Source organism: Kitasatospora sp. NPDC086009, from assembly GCF_044540385.1.
In the GTDB taxonomy this organism is placed as follows: domain Bacteria; phylum Actinomycetota; class Actinomycetes; order Streptomycetales; family Streptomycetaceae; genus Kitasatospora.
In genome coordinates, this window is the sequence record NZ_JBITSA010000015.1 from 1 (window position 1) to 18591 (window position 18591).

14 protein-coding genes, 1 rRNA gene and 1 riboswitch are annotated in these 18591 nt (G+C 72.0%); of the genes, 13 read left to right on the forward strand and 2 right to left on the reverse strand.

Annotation, left to right across the window (positions count from 1 at the left end; all coding sequences use genetic code 11):
• The 12 genes from rrf to ACIF6L_RS28955 form a co-directional block, all read left to right on the forward strand.
• Nucleotides 1–91, forward strand: a 5S ribosomal RNA gene (gene rrf, locus ACIF6L_RS28900); the annotation flags it as partial.
• Between the two features lie 98 nt (nt 92–189).
• Nucleotides 190–810, forward strand: coding sequence for a CDP-alcohol phosphatidyltransferase family protein (locus tag ACIF6L_RS28905; RefSeq protein ID WP_329490870.1), 621 nt, complete (start codon nt 190–192; stop codon nt 808–810).
• A gap of 124 nt (nt 811–934) precedes the next feature.
• On the forward strand, nt 935–3430 hold the full coding sequence (locus ACIF6L_RS28910; protein WP_359806389.1) for a mannose-1-phosphate guanyltransferase: 2496 nt from the start codon (nt 935–937) through the stop codon (nt 3428–3430).
• A 162-nt stretch (nt 3431–3592) separates the two neighbouring features.
• A complete protein-coding gene (locus ACIF6L_RS28915) occupies nt 3593–4702 on the forward strand; it encodes a DUF881 domain-containing protein (RefSeq protein WP_359806387.1) in 1110 nt (369 codons plus the stop codon).
• The gene (locus ACIF6L_RS28920) at nt 4699–5031 is read left to right on the forward strand and encodes a small basic family protein (RefSeq protein WP_030062488.1); all 333 of its coding nucleotides are present in this window, start codon (nt 4699–4701) and stop codon (nt 5029–5031) included. Before ACIF6L_RS28915 ends, ACIF6L_RS28920 begins: the two co-directional genes overlap by 4 nt.
• 382 nt (nt 5032–5413) lie before the next feature.
• On the forward strand, nt 5414–6238 hold the full coding sequence (locus ACIF6L_RS28925; protein ID WP_329492359.1) for a DUF881 domain-containing protein: 825 nt from the start codon (nt 5414–5416) through the stop codon (nt 6236–6238).
• A 214-nt stretch (nt 6239–6452) separates the two neighbouring features.
• On the forward strand, nt 6453–7334 hold the full coding sequence (locus ACIF6L_RS28930) for an FHA domain-containing protein (protein ID WP_380392504.1): 882 nt from the start codon (nt 6453–6455) through the stop codon (nt 7332–7334).
• 104 nt (nt 7335–7438) lie between these two features.
• Nucleotides 7439–8209, forward strand: a complete 771-nt coding sequence (locus tag ACIF6L_RS28935) for a MerR family transcriptional regulator (protein WP_396490418.1) — start codon at nt 7439–7441, stop codon at nt 8207–8209.
• Nucleotides 8210–8283: 74 nt separating this feature from the next.
• On the forward strand, nt 8284–8760 hold the full coding sequence (locus ACIF6L_RS28940; RefSeq protein ID WP_329490873.1) for a bifunctional nuclease family protein: 477 nt from the start codon (nt 8284–8286) through the stop codon (nt 8758–8760).
• Between the two features lie 265 nt (nt 8761–9025).
• Nucleotides 9026–9706: a MerR family transcriptional regulator gene (locus ACIF6L_RS28945; RefSeq protein WP_396490420.1), complete on the forward strand. Its 681-nt coding sequence runs from the start codon at nt 9026–9028 to the stop codon at nt 9704–9706.
• Nucleotides 9707–9831: 125 nt separating this feature from the next.
• Nucleotides 9832–10560, forward strand: a complete 729-nt coding sequence (locus ACIF6L_RS28950) for an ElyC/SanA/YdcF family protein (RefSeq protein WP_359806385.1) — start codon at nt 9832–9834, stop codon at nt 10558–10560.
• A gap of 52 nt (nt 10561–10612) precedes the next feature.
• A complete protein-coding gene (locus ACIF6L_RS28955) occupies nt 10613–12028 on the forward strand; it encodes a DNA polymerase IV (RefSeq protein ID WP_352291816.1) in 1416 nt (471 codons plus the stop codon).
• 153 nt (nt 12029–12181) lie between these two features.
• Here the strand turns inward: ACIF6L_RS28955 and ACIF6L_RS28960 are convergent, their stop codons facing one another.
• Entirely contained in the window at nt 12182–13672 is a 1491-nt protein-coding gene (locus ACIF6L_RS28960; protein ID WP_329490877.1) for an MFS transporter, read from the reverse strand.
• A 142-nt stretch (nt 13673–13814) separates the two neighbouring features.
• A complete protein-coding gene (locus ACIF6L_RS28965) occupies nt 13815–15089 on the reverse strand; it encodes a DUF2382 domain-containing protein (RefSeq protein WP_396490422.1) in 1275 nt (424 codons plus the stop codon).
• A gap of 223 nt (nt 15090–15312) precedes the next feature.
• Nucleotides 15313–15416: riboswitch (glycine riboswitch) on the forward strand.
• Nucleotides 15417–15655: 239 nt separating this feature from the next.
• On the opposite strand from ACIF6L_RS28965, the gene gcvP reads away from it, so the two are divergent.
• Nucleotides 15656–18556 (forward strand): aminomethyl-transferring glycine dehydrogenase, encoded by a 2901-nt coding sequence (gcvP, locus tag ACIF6L_RS28970; protein WP_396490423.1) that lies wholly within the window; start codon nt 15656–15658, stop codon nt 18554–18556.
• The last annotated feature ends 35 nt before the right edge of the window (nt 18557–18591 follow it).

An 18591-nucleotide genomic window follows, 5' to 3' on the forward strand; every position in this document is an offset into this window, starting at 1 on the left:
GCCCGGTTACATTCCGAACCCGGAAGCTAAGCCTCACAGCGCCGATGGTACTGCAGGGGGGACCCTGTGGGAGAGTAGGACGCCGCCGAACAATTCTTCTAGAGAAGCCCCCGCCGGGGAACCGGACGGGGGCTTCTCTGTTGTAGGGTCAGCATGCAGAAGTCGTCACACGGTACAGGAGGCCCCCGGGTGGAGGTCCAGGAGACGCGGGTCCAGACCGATCGCGTCCTCACCATCCCCAACCTGCTGAGCATGGGCCGACTGGTCGGTGTTCCGCTCTTCCTCTGGTTGATCCTCTGGCCGGTGTTCGACGGGCCGAACAACGACGGCTGGGCGCTGCTGATCCTGATGCTGAGCGGCATCAGTGACTACCTCGACGGAAAGCTCGCTCGCAGGTGGGGGCAGATCAGCCGGGTCGGCCAGCTGCTCGATCCGCTGGCGGACCGGCTCTACGTCCTCTCCACCCTGCTGGGTCTGACCTGGCGTGAGATCCTGCCGTGGTGGCTCACGGCGATCCTGATCGCGCGTGAGCTCTTTATCGCGAGTCTCCTTCCGATTCTGAACCGGCACGGCTACGGCCCGTTGCAGGTGAGTTTCCTGGGCAAGGCCGCGACATTCAATCTGATGTACGCGTTCCCGCTTCTGTTGCTCGGCACCGGCGACACCTGGATCGCGCGGCCGGCCGAGGCCGTCAGCTGGGCCTTCATCTGGTGGGGGACCACGCTGTACTGGTGGGCCGGCATTCTCTACGCCGTCCAGGCGCGACAGATCATCCGGGCGGGCTCCGCCTCCTCCGCGTCCGCAGTCTGAGACGTGATCTGAGAGAAGTCCCACGCCACCACGGTGCGTCGGACGAAATCTTCCGGGTAGACACCCTCTGGAACGGTTTGATGGACCTGCAGGGTCCACCACCGCGAAGGAGGACGCACCCGTAATGAAAGCCGTTGTAATGGCAGGGGGCGAAGGCACCCGACTCCGCCCGATGACCTCCAGCATGCCCAAGCCGCTGCTACCGGTCGCCAACAGGCCGATCATGGAGCACGTGCTTCGGCTGCTGAAGCGGCATGGCCTCTCCGACACCGTCGTGACCGTACAGTTCCTCGCCTCACTGGTGAAGAACTACTTCGGTGACGGCGAAGAGTTGGGTATGCATCTCACGTATGCGAACGAGGAGACGCCACTCGGCACTGCGGGGAGTGTCAAGAACGCCGAGGACGCCCTGAAGGACGATTCCTTTCTGGTGATCTCCGGTGACGCACTGACCGACTTCGATCTCACCGAATTGATCGAGTACCACCGGAGCAAGGACGCTCTGGTCACCGTCTGTCTCACCCGGGTACCGAACCCTCTGGAGTTCGGCATCACGATCACCGATGACGAGGGCCGGGTCGAGCGCTTCCTGGAGAAGCCGACCTGGGGGCAGGTCTTCTCGGACACGGTCAACACCGGTATCTACGTCATGGAGCCCGAGGTCTTCGACTACGTGGCGGCGGGTGAGTCCGTCGACTGGTCGAGCGACGTGTTCCCGCAGTTGCTGAAGGAGGGCAAGCGGGTCTACGGCTACGTGGCCGAGGGCTACTGGGAGGACGTCGGCACCCACGAGAGCTACGGCAAGGCCCAGGCGGACGTCCTGGAGGGCAAGGTCGACGTCGAGCTCGACGGGTTCGAGATCTCGCCGGGCGTCTGGGTGGCGGAAGGCGCCGAGGTCGACCCCGAGGCGGTGCTCCGCGGTCCCCTCTACATCGGGGACTACGCCAAGGTCGAGGCCGGCGTGGAGATCCGCGAGCACACCGTGCTCGGCAGCAACGTGGTCGTCAAGCGCGGCGCGTTCCTGCACAAGGCGGTGATCCACGACAACGTCTACGTCGGGCCGCAGAGCAACCTGCGGGGCTGCGTGGTCGGCAAGAACACCGATGTGATGCGGGCCGCGCGGATCGAGGACGGGGCGGTGATCGGCGACGAGTGCCTGGTCGGCGAGGAGTCGATCATCGGCGCCAACGTCCGGGTCTACCCGTTCAAGACCATTGAGGCCGGCGCCGTCGTCAACACGTCGGTGATCTGGGAGTCCCGCGGTCAGGAGCACCTCTTCGGGCTGCGCGGCGTGTCGGGCATCCTCAACGTCGAGATCACACCGGAGCTGGCCGTCCGGCTGGCCGGTGCGTACGCGACGACCCTGAAGAAGGGGGCGACCGTCACCATCGCGCGTGACCACTCGCGTGGTGCGCGTGCCCTCAAGCGGGCGATGATCTCGGGGCTGCAGACCAGCGCGATCGACGTCCGCGACCTGGAGAACGTGCCGATGCCGGTGGCCCGGCAGCACACGGCCCGCGGGAGTGCCGGCGGGATCTTCCTGCGGACCACGCCCGGGGTGCCGGACTCGCTGGACATCCTGTTCTTCGACGAGCGCGGAGCCGACCTCTCCCAGGCCGGGCAGCGCAAGCTCGACCGGGTCTACGCCCGTCAGGAGTACCGGCGCGCGTTCCCGGGCGAGATCGGCGACCTGACCTTCCCGTCCAGTGTCTTCGACTCCTACGCCGGCAACCTGCTGCGGGCGGTGGACACCACCGGCGTCCGCGAGGCGGGGCTGAAGGTGGTGGTGGACACGGCGCACGGCAGTGCCGGGCTCGTGCTGCCGAGCATCCTGGGCCGGCTCGGCGTGGAGGCGCTCACCGTCTCCAGCGGGCTGGACGAGGCACGGCCGACCGAGGACGCCGAAGAACGGCGGGCGGGGCTGGCCAGGCTCGGCGAGCTGGTGGCCTCCTCGCGGGCGGCGTTCGGCGTCCGGTTCGACCCGGTCGGCGAGCGGGTGGCCTTCGTGGACGAGCTGGGCCGGGTGATCGACGACGACCGGGCGCTCCTGGTGCTGCTCGACCTGGTCGCGGCCGAGCGCCGGAGCGGGCAGGTGGCGCTGCCCGTGACGACCACCAGGATCGCCGAGCAGGTCGCCGCCTACCACGGCACACAGGTCGTCTGGACCACGACCACGCCGGACGACCTGGCCAAGGCGGCCTCGGCCGAGGGCACGGTCTTCGGTGGCGACGGGCGCGGCGGTTTCGTCGTTCCCGAGTTCAGCGGTGTGCTGGACGGCGCGGCCGCGTTCGTCCGCCTGGTCGGGCTGGTGGCCCGTACCCAGCTCACGCTCAGCCAGATCGACGCGCGGATCCCGCAGGCGCACATCCGCCGACGGGACATCGCGACGCCGTGGGCGGCCAAGGGCATGGTCATGCGTTCGGTGGTGGAGGCGGCCGGCAACCGGCAGCTCGACACCACGGACGGTGTCCGGGTGGTCGAGGCGGACGGCCGCTGGACGCTCGTGCTGCCCGATCCCGCCGAGGCGGTCACCCACCTCTGGGCGGAGGGTCCGGACGACGAGGCCACCGAGGCGCTGCTGGACGAGTGGGCGACGGTGGTCGACGGCGCCGGGCGCTGACGACCGGGCCGCCATGACATGGCCGGGCAGCGGGAGGTGCGGCGAGTGCCGCGCCTCCCGCTGCCCGGTTTGTCATGCTTGATAACGATCCGTCGCTTGTGGTGACTTCGCAGGTCAGGGGGTGTGCACGGACCCCTCCGCGGACATGGGACGATGGTCCGCATGCCAGCGACGCCGACGCCGAGTGCCAGTGACGGACGGTACAACCGTCCGGACGCCTCGATGTCCCTGCTGACCGGCGTGATGGACCACAGCCTGGACGAGGGTTACGCCGAGGCGGCCGCGGCGCGGGGCGGTGACCGCGACAGCCGGATACCCGGTACGGCCCGCGGCCTGCTCACGCTGGGTCTCGGGCTGGCCCTGGTCGGGGCGGTGGTGACGGTGGGCGCCGTGAACGCGCACAAGGCCGAGCCGACGCTCGCCAAGGAGCGCGATGCGCTGATCCACCGGATCAACGACAGCAACGGCTCGGCGGAGCGGCTCCAGCAGCAGGTCCAGGAACTGCGGCGGAAGGTCGACACCACCCAGCAGCAGGCACTGTCGCCGGGCGACAGCGACCCGGCCGCGCTGGCCGGTGCGGTGGGTCTGGCCGAGGTGACCGGGCCGGGCGTCAAGCTGGTCCTGGAGGACGCCTCCGGCACCGGCGCCGGAGGGAACGTCGACCCGCGCGCGGGCCAGGGCTTCTCGAACAGCGGACGGCTGCGCGACCGCGATCTGCAACTGGTGGTGAACGGGCTCTGGGAGTCCGGCGCCGAGGCCGTGTCGATCAACGGGCAGCGGCTCACCGCGCTCTCCGCGATCCGCGCCGCCGGTGAGGCCGTCCTGGTCGACAACCGGCCGCTGGTGCCGCCCTACAACGTCCAGGCGTTGGGGGACGGGTCGAAGCTGGTCGCCACCTTCGAGAGCAACATGGCGGGTCAGTACCTGCGGCTGCTGCAGGAGAAGTACGGCATCAAGTCGACGATCTCCGCCCAGAAGAAGCTCACGCTGCCCGCCGCCGTGGGCATCACGCTGCGGACCGCCCAGCCGGCCACGCCGGAGCCGTCGCCGTCGGCGAGCCCCTCCGCCCCCGCTGCGGCCTCCCCGAGCCCCACGGCCTCCGACACGGGGTCGCAGAGCCCGTCCGCGGGGCCCTCACGGCCGGCCACCCCGAGCACCTCGCCCCCGGGGAAGCGCTCGCCGAGCGGCTCCGCCAAGACCACGACAGCCCACTCGCCCACCGCGCCCACGACCGGGGCGCCCCCCGCAGGGACAGGAGCAGCCAGACCGTGATTGCCGTACTGGGTCTTGTGATCGGGGTGGTCGTCGGGCTCTTCGTCCAACCCGAGGTGCCCGATGCCGTCGTGCCGTACCTGCCCATCGCGGTGGTGGCGGCACTGGACGCGGTGTTCGGCGGCGTCCGGGCGATGCTGGACGGCATCTTCAACGACAAGGTGTTCATCGTGTCGTTCCTGTCCAACGTGGTGGTGGCGGCCCTGATCGTCTTCCTCGGGGACCAGCTCGGTGTCGGCTCCCAGCTGTCCACCGGTGTGGTCGTCGTCCTCGGCATCCGCATCTTCTCCAACGCCGCTGCGATCAGGCGCCATGTCTTCCGCGCCTGAGCCCGGCCGGGAGCCGGCGGACGAGAATCGGACCGAGAAGACGACCGAGAAGACGACCGAGAAGGCTGTCGACAAGGTGGTCGAGAAGGCGGACGCGCGGGCGGGCGACGGCGCGCGCGAGGGCGGGAACGGGGAGCGGGGGGCGGCTCCGGCGGCAGAGAACGCGCCGCCCGAGCCCGCCGAACAGGTGAAGCCTGCGCCCGAGGTGCGGCCGGGGGCCCCGGCCCAGGGCGGCGAGGACGCCGTCGAACCGGCGCCCCGGGCGGCGGATGCGCGGCGGCCGGTGGCAGCCGCGCCCGAAGCCGGCACGGAGGCGGACGCCGAGGCCGAAGAGCCGGCGCAGGCCCGCGAGGAGGCGGCGCTTGAGCCCCTCAGCGCCCCGCTGCCCGAGCCGGAGCCGGTCCTGGAGCCCGAGCCCGCTCCCACGCCTGAGCCCGCTCCCGAGGCGGCGACCGAGCCCGGGAAGGCCCCCGACGAGCGCAACGCGGGCCGGCGGCGGATGAAGGCGGCGCTCTGGCCCCCGCGGCTCTCCCGCGGGCAGCTGGTGGTCGCGGTGCTGCTGTTCTCGCTCGGCCTCGCCCTGGCGATCCAGGTCCGCTCCACCAACGACCACCACAGCCAGCTGCGCGGTGCCCGCCAGGAGGACCTTGTCCGGATCCTCGACGAACTGGACGGCCGCCAGCAGCGTCTCCAGCAGGAGAAGGCGGAGTTGGAGCAGTCCCTGGCCACGTTGGAGAACAGCTCCAACCAGGCCAAGGAGGCCCAGGAGCAGACCAGGAAGAAGGTGACGGAGCTCGGCGTGCTCGCCGGGACCGTCAAAGCCACTGGTCCGGGCATCGTACTGACAGTCGATGATCCCCAAGGGCAGGTGAAGGCGGATATGCTGCTGGACACCCTGCAGGAACTCCGAGCGGCGGGGGCGGAGGCGATTCAGATCAACGATGTGCGCGTGGTGGTCAACACCTACTTCACGGACGTGTCCGGCGGCGGTGTGCAGATCGACGGGAAGAAGGTCTCGCAGCCCTACCGGTTCACCGTGGTGGGGAACCCGCAGGACCTCACACCCGCACTGAACATTCCGGGAGGTGTGGTCCGTACTCTTGAGAGTCATCAGGCCCGCGCGACCATCTCCCCGCAGCAGAAGGTGCTCGTCGACGCCCTCCTCGACCTGAAGACGCCGCAGTACGCCAAGCCGGCTCCGAAGTGACGAGGTACCTGCCGAACGGTCCGTCATCTGCCGGTACCCCCCGGTGCGGGGTACCGCCGTCAGGTGGGCGAGACTGGTCCGCACCAGCACAAGCCGGAACATCACACGTCGGAGTACCACTCCAGCAGGCCCGATCCGCGACCGGGCCCGCAGCCTGTCCGAGGTTCTCACCCTGCCCCGCGGGCGGGTCTGTCACACGCAAGGGGATTCGCCCGTGAGTTTCTTCTCGAAGTTGTTCGGTCGTAACAAGGGCCGTGACGCGGCTGCCGTGGAGGCACCCACCGCGCGTCACCGCCGGGCCGACGAAGAGCCCGCCGTGCCGGGCATGCGTCCCGCTCCCGAGGGCGGCCAGTACGCCGAGCGTCCGATGTTCCGGGACGGTGGCGACGCGCAGTACGCGGGCAATCAGGCGGGCTACGGCGCGTCGGTTGACCCCTCCGGCGCCCCGCGCATAGGTTTCCCGTCAGGACCCTCAACCTCTGGTGGAGGGTTTGCCCCGGACCCGTACGCCGGGCACAACCCGTCGGGTGTGCCGCGCCAGGAGGCTGTGAACATGGCTGGCCCCACTCCGTGCCCCAGGTGCGGCAACCAGAACCCGGCCGCGGCCCGCTTCTGTTCCAACTGCGGTACGGCGCTGCGCGGGGGCGCGCTGCCCGAGGGGCCGGCGGAGACCACGTCGACCATCTCGATCTCCGGCCTGGAGTCCTACGACCCCAACACCACCACCGGCACCGGTACGCCGGCCCTGTCGGCGGAGGTGCTGTCGGCGATCGACGCGCTGCCGCCGGGCTCGGCGCTGCTGATCGTCCAGCGCGGTCCGAACTCGGGCAGCCGGTTCCTGCTGGACTCGGACAAGACCACGGCCGGGCGTCACCCGCAGGGCGACATCTTCCTGGACGACGTGACCGTCTCGCGCAAGCACGTGGAGTTCCGCCGGACGCCGGGAGGCGGCTTCACCGTCGCCGACGTCGGCAGCCTGAACGGGACGTACGTCAACCGTGAGCGGATCGACGAGGTGCCGCTGAACAACGGCGACGAGGTGCAGATCGGGAAGTACCGGCTGGTGTTCTTCGCCAGTCACCACCGGGGGTACTGAAACCAACGTCGGCAGGAGCCCGAGTGAGCGCGAACCCTCCTTCATCTCTCGGGGCGGCCAACCCCGCGTCGTCCGGTCCGCTGCCGGACCAGGGCGCGCGGGGGGTGGTCGCGGCCCCCAGGCAGCCGGTCCGTCCGGACCGGCCCGCCGGGGGTGGCCGACGGCGCGGCGGCGACGAGCTGCTGAGCATCGGCGCGGTGCTGACCTTCCTGCGGGACGACTTCCCCGAGGTCACCATCTCGAAGATCAGGTTCCTGGAGGCCGAGGGCCTGGTCGAGCCCCAGCGCACGCCGTCGGGGTACCGCAAGTTCAGCCCGGCCGACGTCGAACGGCTGGCCTACGTGCTGCGGATGCAGCGTGACCACTACCTGCCGCTGCGGGTGATCCGCGAACACCTGGACGCGATCGAGCGCGGCGAGGCCCCACCGGCGTTGCCCGCCGCGGAGGCCCGTCCCGGGCCGATGGAGGAGGCGGACCGCGAGCTGGTGGCGGCCGCCGAGGCCGCGGTCGGGGTCCGGCTGGGCCGGGCCGAGCTGCTGGCCGCCGCCGAGGCCGGTGAGGGCGAGCTGGTGGAGTGGGAGTCCTACGGGCTGGTCGCGGCCGGATCGGACGGCGGCTACGACGGCGAGGCGCTGCAGGTGGCCCGGCTGGTCGCGGAACTGGGCCGGTACGGACTGGAGCCGCGCCACCTGCGGGCCATGAAGGCCGCCGCCGACCGTGAGATCGCCCTGGTGGAGCAGGTGGTGGCGCCCCTGCGCCGGCACCGCAACCCGCAGACCCGGGCGCACGCCGAGGCCACGGCGCGGGAGCTGGCGACCCTCTCCGTCCGGCTGCACGCCGCCATGGTGCAGGCCGGTCTGCGGGCCCGCTCGTGACGCGCCGACCCCGCTGACCAGCGCTGTCGGCTCTGCGCTTTCATATCCGGGGCGAGGGCCATAGGGTTGCGTGTGTGAATGAGCTCGACGTCGTGGGTGTCCGGGTGGAGATGCCTTCCAACCAGCCGATCGTGCTGCTTCGGGAGGTCGGGGGCGATCGGTACCTGCCGATCTGGATCGGTCCCGGCGAGGCGACCGCGATCGCCTTCGCCCAGCAGGGCATGACGCCGGTGCGTCCGCTGACGCACGACCTCTTCAAGGACGTCCTGGAGGCGCTCGGCCAGCAGCTCACCGAGGTACGGATCACCGACCTGCGCGAGGGCGTGTTCTACGCCGAGCTGGTCTTCACGGGCGGGGTCGAGGTCAGTGCCCGGCCGTCCGACGCGATAGCCCTCGCCCTGCGGACCGGTACGCCGATCTACGGGAGCGAGGAGGTGCTCGCCGAGGCGGGCATCGCGATCCCGGACGAGCAGGAGGACGAGGTCGAGAAGTTCCGCGAGTTCCTCGACCAGGTCTCTCCGGAGGACTTCGGCGGCGGTACGCCGCAGTAGTCCGCCGTGGTACGGACCCGGCGCTGAGCGTCGGTGGGGCAGGCCGTGGCCGTCCTGCCGAATTCGTTCGTCCGTTTTGCCAAATAGCGTCCACCTACCCACACTAGGGGCACGAAAAACCACTCTCCTGAGTGACGCTGTTTGTCCTGCCCGGCGTGGCGATCGTTGACGGGTCATAGGGGACTGCCTACCGTCAGGAGTGGCTGCCCGGGTGCCTGTCGCCCGCAGTCTGGGTTGCCCGCAGGACGAGTGGACGGAGGTAGGCATGACCGGCACCGGCGATGAAGCGGCCGTGGGAGGCCTGTGCACCGTGCACATGCCGCGCGCCGCCCGCAGCGTGGCTGAACTGCCCCGGACGGACCTGCCCCGGGTGGGCCGGTTCCCGGCCGTCCAGCCGGGCCAGCCGGCCATCGAGCGGCTCGCGCCCGCCGCCGAGCGGCCGGCCCCCACCTCCGAGCTGATCGGCTACCGCGGCCCGACGGCCTGCGCGGCGGCCGGGATCACCTACCGCCAGCTGGACTACTGGGCCAGGACGGGGCTGCTGGAACCCAGCGTCCGCTCGGTCTATCCGGCGAGCAGCCAGCGGCTCTACAGCTTCCGCGACATCCTGCTGCTGAAGATCGTCAAGCGGCTGCTGGACGCGGGTGTGTCCCTGCAGAACATCCGGGTGGCGGTCGCCCATCTGCAGTCCGCCGAGGCCGGCGACCTGACCGGGCTGACGCTGATGAGTGACGGCGCGACCGTGTACGAATGCACTACACCGCAGCAGGTGGTCGATCTGCTGAAGGGTGGTCAGGGGGTCTTCGGCATCGCCGTCGGCGCCGTCTGGCAGGAGCTGGAGCTGGCCCTCGGCCGCCTGCACGCGGAGCGGACCGACACCGGTGAGACCGTGGTCGGCCACGATCCGGGGGACGAGCTGGCGCAGCGCCGCAACCGGGCGGTCTGAGCCGCGGGAGCAGGGGGCCGCGTGGTCACGGCGCCGCAGAATCACGAGGCCGTGGGCCCGGACGGGGAACCGTCCGGGCCCACGGCCTCGTCGTGCCCGGTGGATCATCGACCCAGGGAGGGCACGTGCGGTTCGGCTCCGGCATACCCGGCCTGCTGCGGCGACGGGCGCGGCGGCTCGGCGTCCGGCTGCGGCAGCGGCGCACCCAGCGGAGGATCTTCCAACTCGTCACCGTGCTCTGCTCGCTGGCCCTGGCACCGAGCGCCTGGCTGTGGGTCTCGGCGGGCGACCGGGTCGGCACCGTGCGGAGCGCGCCCGACGCGCCGGTGGCGGTGGTGTTCGGCGCCGGGCTCTTCGAGGGCAGGCCGTCACCGTATCTGGCGCACCGGCTGGACGCGGCGGTCGACCTGTACCGGGAGCGGAAGGTCCAGGCGATCCTGGTCACCGGTGACAACGGGCGGGCCGGTTACGACGAGACCGACGCGATGCGGCAGTACCTGATCGAGCACGGGGTGCCGCAGGTGCGGGTGGTGGGCGACTACGCGGGCTTCGACACCTGGGACTCCTGCACCCGGGCGCACCGGGTGTTCGGGGTGGACCGGGCGGTCCTGGTCAGCCAGGACTTCCACGTCCGGCGGGCGCTGGCGCTCTGTGAGGCGGCGGGCATCGACGCGTACGCGGTCGGGGTGCCGGAGCTGCACGACGCCACCTGGCTGTACGGCGGGCTGCGGGAGATCCCGGGGGCGGGCAAGGCGCTGCTGAACGCCTGGCTGCGGCCGGACCCGTTCTTCCTCGGGCCCCGGGAGGAGGGCATCCCGAAGGCGCTGGCCGACGCGGGGACCGCGCGGGGCTGAGGCGGCGGCGGGGTTCGGCCGCGCTGTCGGACCCGTGCGGCATGATCGGCGGGTGCGGTCACTGCCGAGCATCATCCACCTCGACATGGACGCCTTCTTCGCGGCGGTGGAGCAGGCGGCCAAGCCGAGCCTGCGCGGGAAACCGGTGATCGTCGGCGGCCTGGGCGGCCGGGGGGTCGTCTCCACGGCCTCGTACGAGGCGCGGAAGTTCGGGGTGCACTCGGCGATGCCGATGGCGCAGGCGCGCCGGCTCTGCCCGAACGCGGCCTTCCTGTCCGGGCGGTTCGAGGCCTACCGGGCGGTGAGCGAGCTGGTCATGGGTCTGCTGCGGGAGCTGTCGCCCCTGGTGCAGCCGCTCAGCCTGGACGAGGCCTTCGTCGACCTGGAGGCGGGCCCGTACGGCCCGGCGCTGCTGGCGGCGGACCACGGGACGGGGGAGCACCTGGTGACGGCCCTCGCGGAGGACCTCCGGGCGGACATCCACCGGCGCACCGGGCTGACCGCCTCGGTCGGGGCGGCCGGGTCCAAGCTGATGGCCAAGATCGCTTCGGAGCAGGCCAAGCCGGACGGCCTGGTGCTGGTCGAGCCGGGCCAGGAGCGGGTGGTGCTGGGCCCGATGCCGGTGCGGGCGCTGCCGGGCGTCGGCCCGGCCACCGAGCAGGTCCTGCGCCGGGCGGGGCTGAACACGGTGGCCGACCTCGCCGAGGCGGGGGAGTCCGAGCTGGTGCAGCTGCTGGGCAGGGCGCACGGCGCCGGTGTCCACCAGATGTCGCTGGGGCTGGACGACCGGCCGGTGGTGGCCGACCAGGACGCCAAGTCGGTGTCGGTGGAGGACACCTTCGAGGTGGACCTCGCCGACCGGGACCGGGTGCTGCGCGAGGTCGACGTCCTGGCCGCGCGGTGCGTGCGGCGGCTGCGCGCCGCCGGACGGTCGGGGCGCACGGTGGTGCTGAAGGTGCGGCGGTTCGACTTCTCCACGCTGACCCGCTCGGAGACCCTGCGCGGTCCGACGGACGACGAGACGGTGATCGTCGAGACGGCCCGCCGGCTGGCCTCCCAGGTGGACATCACCGGCGGCGTCCGGCTGCTCGGGGTCGGGGTCTCGCAGCTGGCGGACTACACCCAGGAGGACCTCTTCGCGCAGGCCGTCCGGGAGGAGGCGGGGGAGCCGGGGGCGGTCGAGGCCGACGCCCAGGAGGACGAGGCCCCGGAGCCCGCGGTGGTCGTGGCGCGGCACTGGATGCCGGGCCAGGACGTGCGGCACGCCGAACTCGGCCCGGGGTGGGTGCAGGGCAGCGGAGTCGGCCGGGTGACGGTGCGGTTCGAGACGCCGTGGAGCGGACCGGGCCGGGTGCGGACCTTCGCGGTGGAGGACCCGGCGTTGGAGCCGGCCCGTCCGCTGCCGCTGCGCGGCGACGAGGACGGGCCGTCGGCCGGGGCGGGGGGCGGTGAACCGGCGGTGGGCTGACCCCCCCTGGAACGCACGAAGCGGCCCCACCCGGCAGGGGGCCGGGTGGGACCGCGTGCACGGCCGGCCCTCGGGCGGTCGCGATGCCCTCGTCGACCGTTCGGGGACCGGTCCCCCGCGCCCTGTCCCTGGGCGCGGGGGGTGGACGCCTCGTCAGGCGTCGGTCTTGACCAGCTCGGGGCTGGGGCTGAGGTCCGCCGCACCCTTGCCACCGGCGACGGTGACGGAGGGCTTGACGCTGCGGATCAGGAAGGGGACGGCGCCGGCGATCGCGCAGACCGCGGCGGCGACCCAGAACGCGTGCTTGTAGGCGTCCAGGGTGGGCAGCGAGACCGGGATCGGCAGCTTCATGGTGTCGCCGGTGAGGATCGCGGCCATCACGGCGGTGCCGATCGCGCCACCGACGGTGCGCAGCACGGCGTTCATGCCGTTGGCGATGCCGCTCTGCTCGACCGGGACGGCGCCGTTGATGTAGGCCGGCATCGCCGAGAAGGCGAGGCCGATGCCGAGACCGAAGATCGCCGAGGCGGTGTAGATGTCGGCCTCGTGGCTGTGGCGGACGGCCAGGTAGGCCATCGCGACGGCGCCGAGGACGCCACCGAGGACCAGCGGCAGGCGCGGGCCGCGACGGGCGATCAGCAGGGCGCCGACCGGGGCGGCGACCATCGAGCCGAGCGCGGACGGCAGCAGCATGACACCGGCGTGCAGCACGGTCGCGGTGAACCCGTAGTGGGTGAGCTTCTCCGGGGTCTGGGCGAAGTTGCTGATCACCATGAACGAGCCGTACATGCCGAAGCCGATCAGCAGGCCGGCCAGGTTGGTGAAGGCGACGGCCGGGCGGGACATCATCTTCATGTCGACCAGCGGGTGCTTGACCTTGACCTCGATGACGCCCCAGATCAGGGCGATCACGGCGGCGACGGCGAACAGGCCGAGCGTCTTGGTGGAGGTCCAGCCCCAGGTGTTGCCCTGGCTGACCGCGACCAGCAGGGCGGAGAGCCAGCCGGCCAGGGTGATCGCGCCGAGCGGGTCGGCGCCGCCCTCCTTGTCGGTCACCGGGTCGCTGGGCACCCGGAAGGCGACCAGGGCGACCGCGAGCAGGCCGAAGAACAGGCCCATCCAGAAGATCGACTTGTAGCTCCAGTGCTCCAGCAGCAGGCCGGTGGCGACCAGGCCGAGGCCGCTGCCGACGCCCATCGAGGCGCTGATGGCGGCGACGCCACCGGTGACCTTCTGCTTCGGCAGCTCGTCGCGGACGATGCTGATGGCCAGCGGCAGCACGCCACCGCCGGCGCCCTGGAGGACGCGGGCGACGACCAGCCAGGTGAAGGAGTGGGTGCTGACGGCGAGCGCCGAGCCCGCGACGAGACCGGCCAGCGAGATCAGCAGCATCGGCTTGCGACCGCGCAGGTCGCCGAAGCGGCCCAGCAGGGGGGTCAGCACGGCGGCCGAGAGCAGGTTGGCCGTCATCAGCCAGGTGATGCTGGAGCCCGAGACGTCGAGCTCCTTGGCCAGCGAGGGCAGGATCGGAACGACCGCGGTCTGCACCACGCTGAACGACAGCATCGCCAGGATGAGGGCCGGCAGGACCCGGGCGCTGCTCTGCTTCTCGGCCGCGGTGGTGGGCTGTGGTGCCTCACTCACGGTTGCTTCCTCCCGTACATAGTGAATGAACTGAAGCAACCATGCCGGGAGATACTTCAGTGTGTCAAATATCGATCGGTGAAGCTTTGGCAAAGTCGAAGGACCCCGGACCGTGGAGGTTCGGGGTCCCTGGGGCGGACCGTCAGGCGAGCGGCCTCAGCGGGGCCGGCCGGGACGGCTCGCCAGCGCCCAAGTGCCCGCCGGCGCCCGCGTGTTCGCCGCCGCCCGGGCGCCCGCCGGCGCCGTCGGGAGTGGCGGACGGGGCGTGGTTGGACGAGGGGCCCGGGGTCGGGGCGGCCGCGGTGTTGTCGTGGACCTCGACGTGCTCGCGCCGCAGCTCGTCCCGGATCACCTCCTCGTCGGTGTAGCGCTCGACGACCAGGCGGACCCGCTCGATCGGCGCGAGGTACTTGCGGACCACCGGCCGCTCCTCGCGCAGCGTGACCTCCTCCACCGCCTCGGCGATGTCCTTGTCGCTCAACGAGGCCCGCTCCGCCTCGCCGACCGGCGTCCGCTCCACCCGGACCCGCTCGCGGACCACCGGCACCCGGCGCTCCACCGCCTCGCTGGTCACGTACTTGCGCAGCTTCGCGGTGCCCACGACATGCCACTCGGTGGTGATGTCCAGTCGTTCCTCACGGCAGGTGATCTCCACCGGAGCGTTCGGCGCCGACGAGGCCGCGCCCGCGCGGTCGGGCGCCGGGGTACCGGAGGTGGCGGCCCGGGGGGCCGCCACCTCGGCGCCGTCGGGGCCGCCCGTGACGAGCGGGGCCGCCGGCGGGCGCTGCTCCGGTGCGACGGGCGCCGACGGGGTGGTGGCGGGCGCGGTGGTGTCGAGGGTCCGCACGTTGGGCTCCGTAGCAGGTTCGGACGGCTTGCCGAGGTCGGCGGCCGGGGGGACGGTGAGGGGCGGGGCCATGCTGTCGGCCGAATGGAAGGCGAGCGGCTTCGCCGAGGCCGACTGGTCGGCGGGCTTCGCCGCGGCGACGCCCGCCACCGCGGCGGTGCCCGCCGCTGCCGCCGGGGCGGCGGCCGGCACGCTGCCGAAGTCGAGGTCGGCCGGCTCGGAGCCGGAGCCGTCGCCGGTGGACGGCCGGCCGTCCACCTGGGTGTCCAGCCCGTAGTAGCGGTAGAGCTGGAGCTCCTGGGCGGGTGAGAGGTGCTGGCCCACGCCGAAGTCCGGTGACTCCTTCACCAGGGACTTGTCGTAGGGCACCCGCAGTTCGTCGCCGGAGAACTCGCTCGTGGTCAGGGGGACGAAGGCGTCCCGGCCGAAGATGCCGGTCCGGACGGCCGCCCATTCGGGCTGCCCGGTGGCGTCGTCGAGGTACACCTCGTCGACCGTGCCGATCTTGTCTCCGTTGCGGTCGACCGCCTTGTGGCCGATGAGGTCCCGGGGGTCGATATCGGTCTGCACTCTTTCCTCCAGTGCGTTGCGCCTGCGGAACGCCCGCAGGCCGGCGGCCGGCCCGCCCGTCCCATCCGCCACTTCACACCAAAAGCCATGAACCGGACCGGCGCGACCGGGGTGCGGCCGGACGGGCCCGGTGCTGCGCCGTCCGGGTCACGGACCGGCTGTTCACGTGCCAGGACGCACCCGTGATCGAGGCGCCTGCCGCTGGTACCCTGGGCGCGACCGCCGAGCCCGCTCGGGAGAGTCCCCGAGAGCGGAAGTCGCTGGTCGGGGCGCCGAAGGAGCAACTCCTCCCCGGAATCTCTCAGGCATCCGTACCGTGTGGGATAGGTCACTCTGGAAAGCAGGGCAGGACTGCCGGCGAGGGAGCCGGCGGCACCACCCTCACCGACGGTGCAAGCCGGCGGGGCGCCACAGCGCCTCGCGCGGGTGAAGCTCTCAGGTCCCGATGACAGAGGGGGAGGCCTGTCGGGTCCGTCCGCCCCAGGCCTGTCCGCTGTCGTCCGCAGCGGCGGTGCCGCCCGGCGTGCGTACCCCCGCCGGTCCGTGACCAGGAGGCCTCGACCACCATGAACGCCCAGCCGAACGCGGGACGCACCACCACCCCCGTGACCCTCACCGAGCTCGAGCAGGCCAGCCCCTTCGAGAACCGCCACATCGGCCCCGACGTCGCCGCGCAGGAGAAGATGCTGGCCCAGGTGGGCTACGGCTCGCTGGACGAGCTCGCCGCCACCGCCGTGCCCGAGGCGATCCGCTCCATCACCGGGCTGGACCTGCCCGCCGGCCGCAGCGAGGCCCAGGTCCTCGCCGAGCTGCGCGAGCTGGCCGGTCGCAACACCGTCCTCCAGCCGATGATCGGCCTGGGCTACTACGGCACCTTCACCCCGCCGGTGATCCTGCGCAACGTCCTGGAGAACCCGGCCTGGTACACCGCGTACACGCCGTACCAGCCGGAGATCTCGCAGGGCCGTCTGGAGGCGCTGCTCAACTTCCAGACCGTGGTCTCCGACCTCACCGGTCTGCCCACCTCCGGCTCCTCGCTGCTGGACGAGGGCACCGCGGCCGCCGAGGCGATGTCCCTGGCCCGCCGTGTCACCAAGGTCAAGGGCGGCGTCTTCCTGGTCGACGTCGAGACCCTGCCGCAGACCGTCGCGGTGATCCGGACCCGCGCCGAGCCGACCGGCGTCGAGGTCGTCGTCGCCGACCTCTCCGCCGGCATCCCGGCCGAGGTCGCCGAGCGCGGCGTCTTCGGCGTGCTGCTCCAGTACCCCGGCGCGACCGGTGTGGTCCGCGACCTCGCCCCGGTGATCGAGCAGGCCCACGGCCTCGGTGCGATCGTCGCCGTCGCCGCCGACCTGCTGGCGCTGACCCTGCTGAAGTCCCCGGGCTCGCTCGGCGCCGACATCGCCTGCGGCACCTCGCAGCGCTTCGGCGTGCCGATGGGCTTCGGCGGCCCGCACGCCGGCTACCTCTCGGTGCGCGCCGAGTACGCCCGCTCGCTGCCCGGCCGCCTGGTCGGCGTCTCCGTCGACGCCGACGGCAACCGCGCCTACCGGCTGGCCCTGCAGACCCGCGAGCAGCACATCCGCCGCGAGAAGGCCACCAGCAACATCTGCACCGCCCAGGTGCTGCTGGCCGTGATGGCCTCGATGTACGCCGTGTACCACGGCCCGGACGGCCTGGCCGACATCGCCCGCCGCACCCACCGCTACGCCGCCGCCCTCGCCGAGGGCCTGCGGGCCGGCGGCGTCGAGCTGCTGCACGGCGAGTTCTTCGACACCGTCACCGCGGTCGTCCCCGGCCGCGCCGCCGCGATCGCCGAGGCCGCCCGCGCCCACGGCATCAACGTGTACCAGGACGGCGAGGACCGGATCTCGGTCTCCACCGACGAGACCACCACCCGCGAGCACCTGGCGGGCGTCTGGGCCGCGTTCGGCGTCGAGGGCGTCGAGACCCCGGAGAGCGCCGAGGCGCTGCCGGCCGCGCTGCTGCGCGAGGACGAGTACCTGACCCACCCGGTCTTCCACAGCCACCGCTCGGAGACCGCCATGCTGCGCTACCTGCGCCGCCTGTCGGACCGCGACTACGCGCTGGACCGCGGCATGATCCCGCTGGGCTCCTGCACCATGAAGCTCAACGCGACCACCGAGATGGAGCCGGTGACCTGGCCGGAGTTCGGCCAGCTGCACCCGTTCGCGCCGATCGACCAGGCCCAGGGCTACCTCACCCTGATCCGCCAGCTGGAGCAGCAGCTGGTCGAGGTCACCGGCTACGACGCCGTCTCGATCCAGCCGAACGCCGGCTCGCAGGGCGAGCTGGCCGGTCTGCTGGCCGTCCGCGCCTACCACCACGCCAACGGTGACGTGCAGCGCGACGTCTGCCTGATCCCGTCCTCCGCGCACGGCACCAACGCGGCCTCCGCCGTGATGGCCGGTATGCGCGTGGTCGTGGTCAAGACCCTGGTCGACGGCGACGTGGACGTCGAGGACCTCCGGGCGAAGATCGAGCAGCACCGCGACAACCTCGCGGTGCTGATGGTCACCTACCCGTCCACCCACGGCGTGTACGAGACCCAGATCACCGACATCTGCGCCCTGGTGCACGAGGCCGGCGGCCAGGTCTACGTGGACGGCGCCAACCTGAACGCCCTGGTCGGCCTCGCCAAGCCGGGCAAGTTCGGCGCGGACGTCTCGCACCTGAACCTGCACAAGACCTTCTGCATCCCGCACGGCGGCGGCGGCCCGGGCGTCGGCCCGGTGGCGGTGCGCGCGCACCTGGCGCCGTACCTGCCGAACCACCCGCTGCAGTCCGAGGCGGGCCCGGCCACCGGCGTCGGCCCGATCTCGGCCGCCCCGTGGGGCTCGGCGGCCATCCTGCCGATCTCCTGGGCGTACGTCCGGCTGATGGGCGGGGAGGGCCTCAAGCGGGCCACCCAGGTGGCGGTGCTGAACGCCAACTACATCGCCAAGCGCCTGGCCCCGCACTTCCCGGTGCTCTACACCGGTCCCGGCGGCCTGGTCGCGCACGAGTGCATCATCGACCTGCGCCCGCTCACCAAGGAGACCGGCGTGACGGTGGACGACATCGCCAAGCGCCTGATCGACTACGGGTTCCACGCGCCGACGATGTCCTTCCCGGTGGCCGGCACCCTGATGATCGAGCCGACCGAGTCCGAGGACCTGCACGAGATCGACCGCTTCTGCGACGCGATGATCGAGATCCGGGCCGAGATCGACAAGGTCGGCTCGGGCGCGTGGCCGGCCGAGGACAACCCGCTGCGCAACGCCCCGCACACCGCGGGCGCGCTGGCCGGTGACTGGGCGCACGGCTACTCGCGCCAGGAGGCCGTCTTCCCGGCGGGCGTGAACCCGGCGGACAAGTACTGGCCGCCGGTCAGCCGGATCGACGGCGCGTACGGCGACCGCAACCTGGTCTGCTCCTGCCCGCCGCTGGACGAGTACGGCTCCTGAGCCGACTGACGCGGTACGGCAGGGCCCCGGCGGAG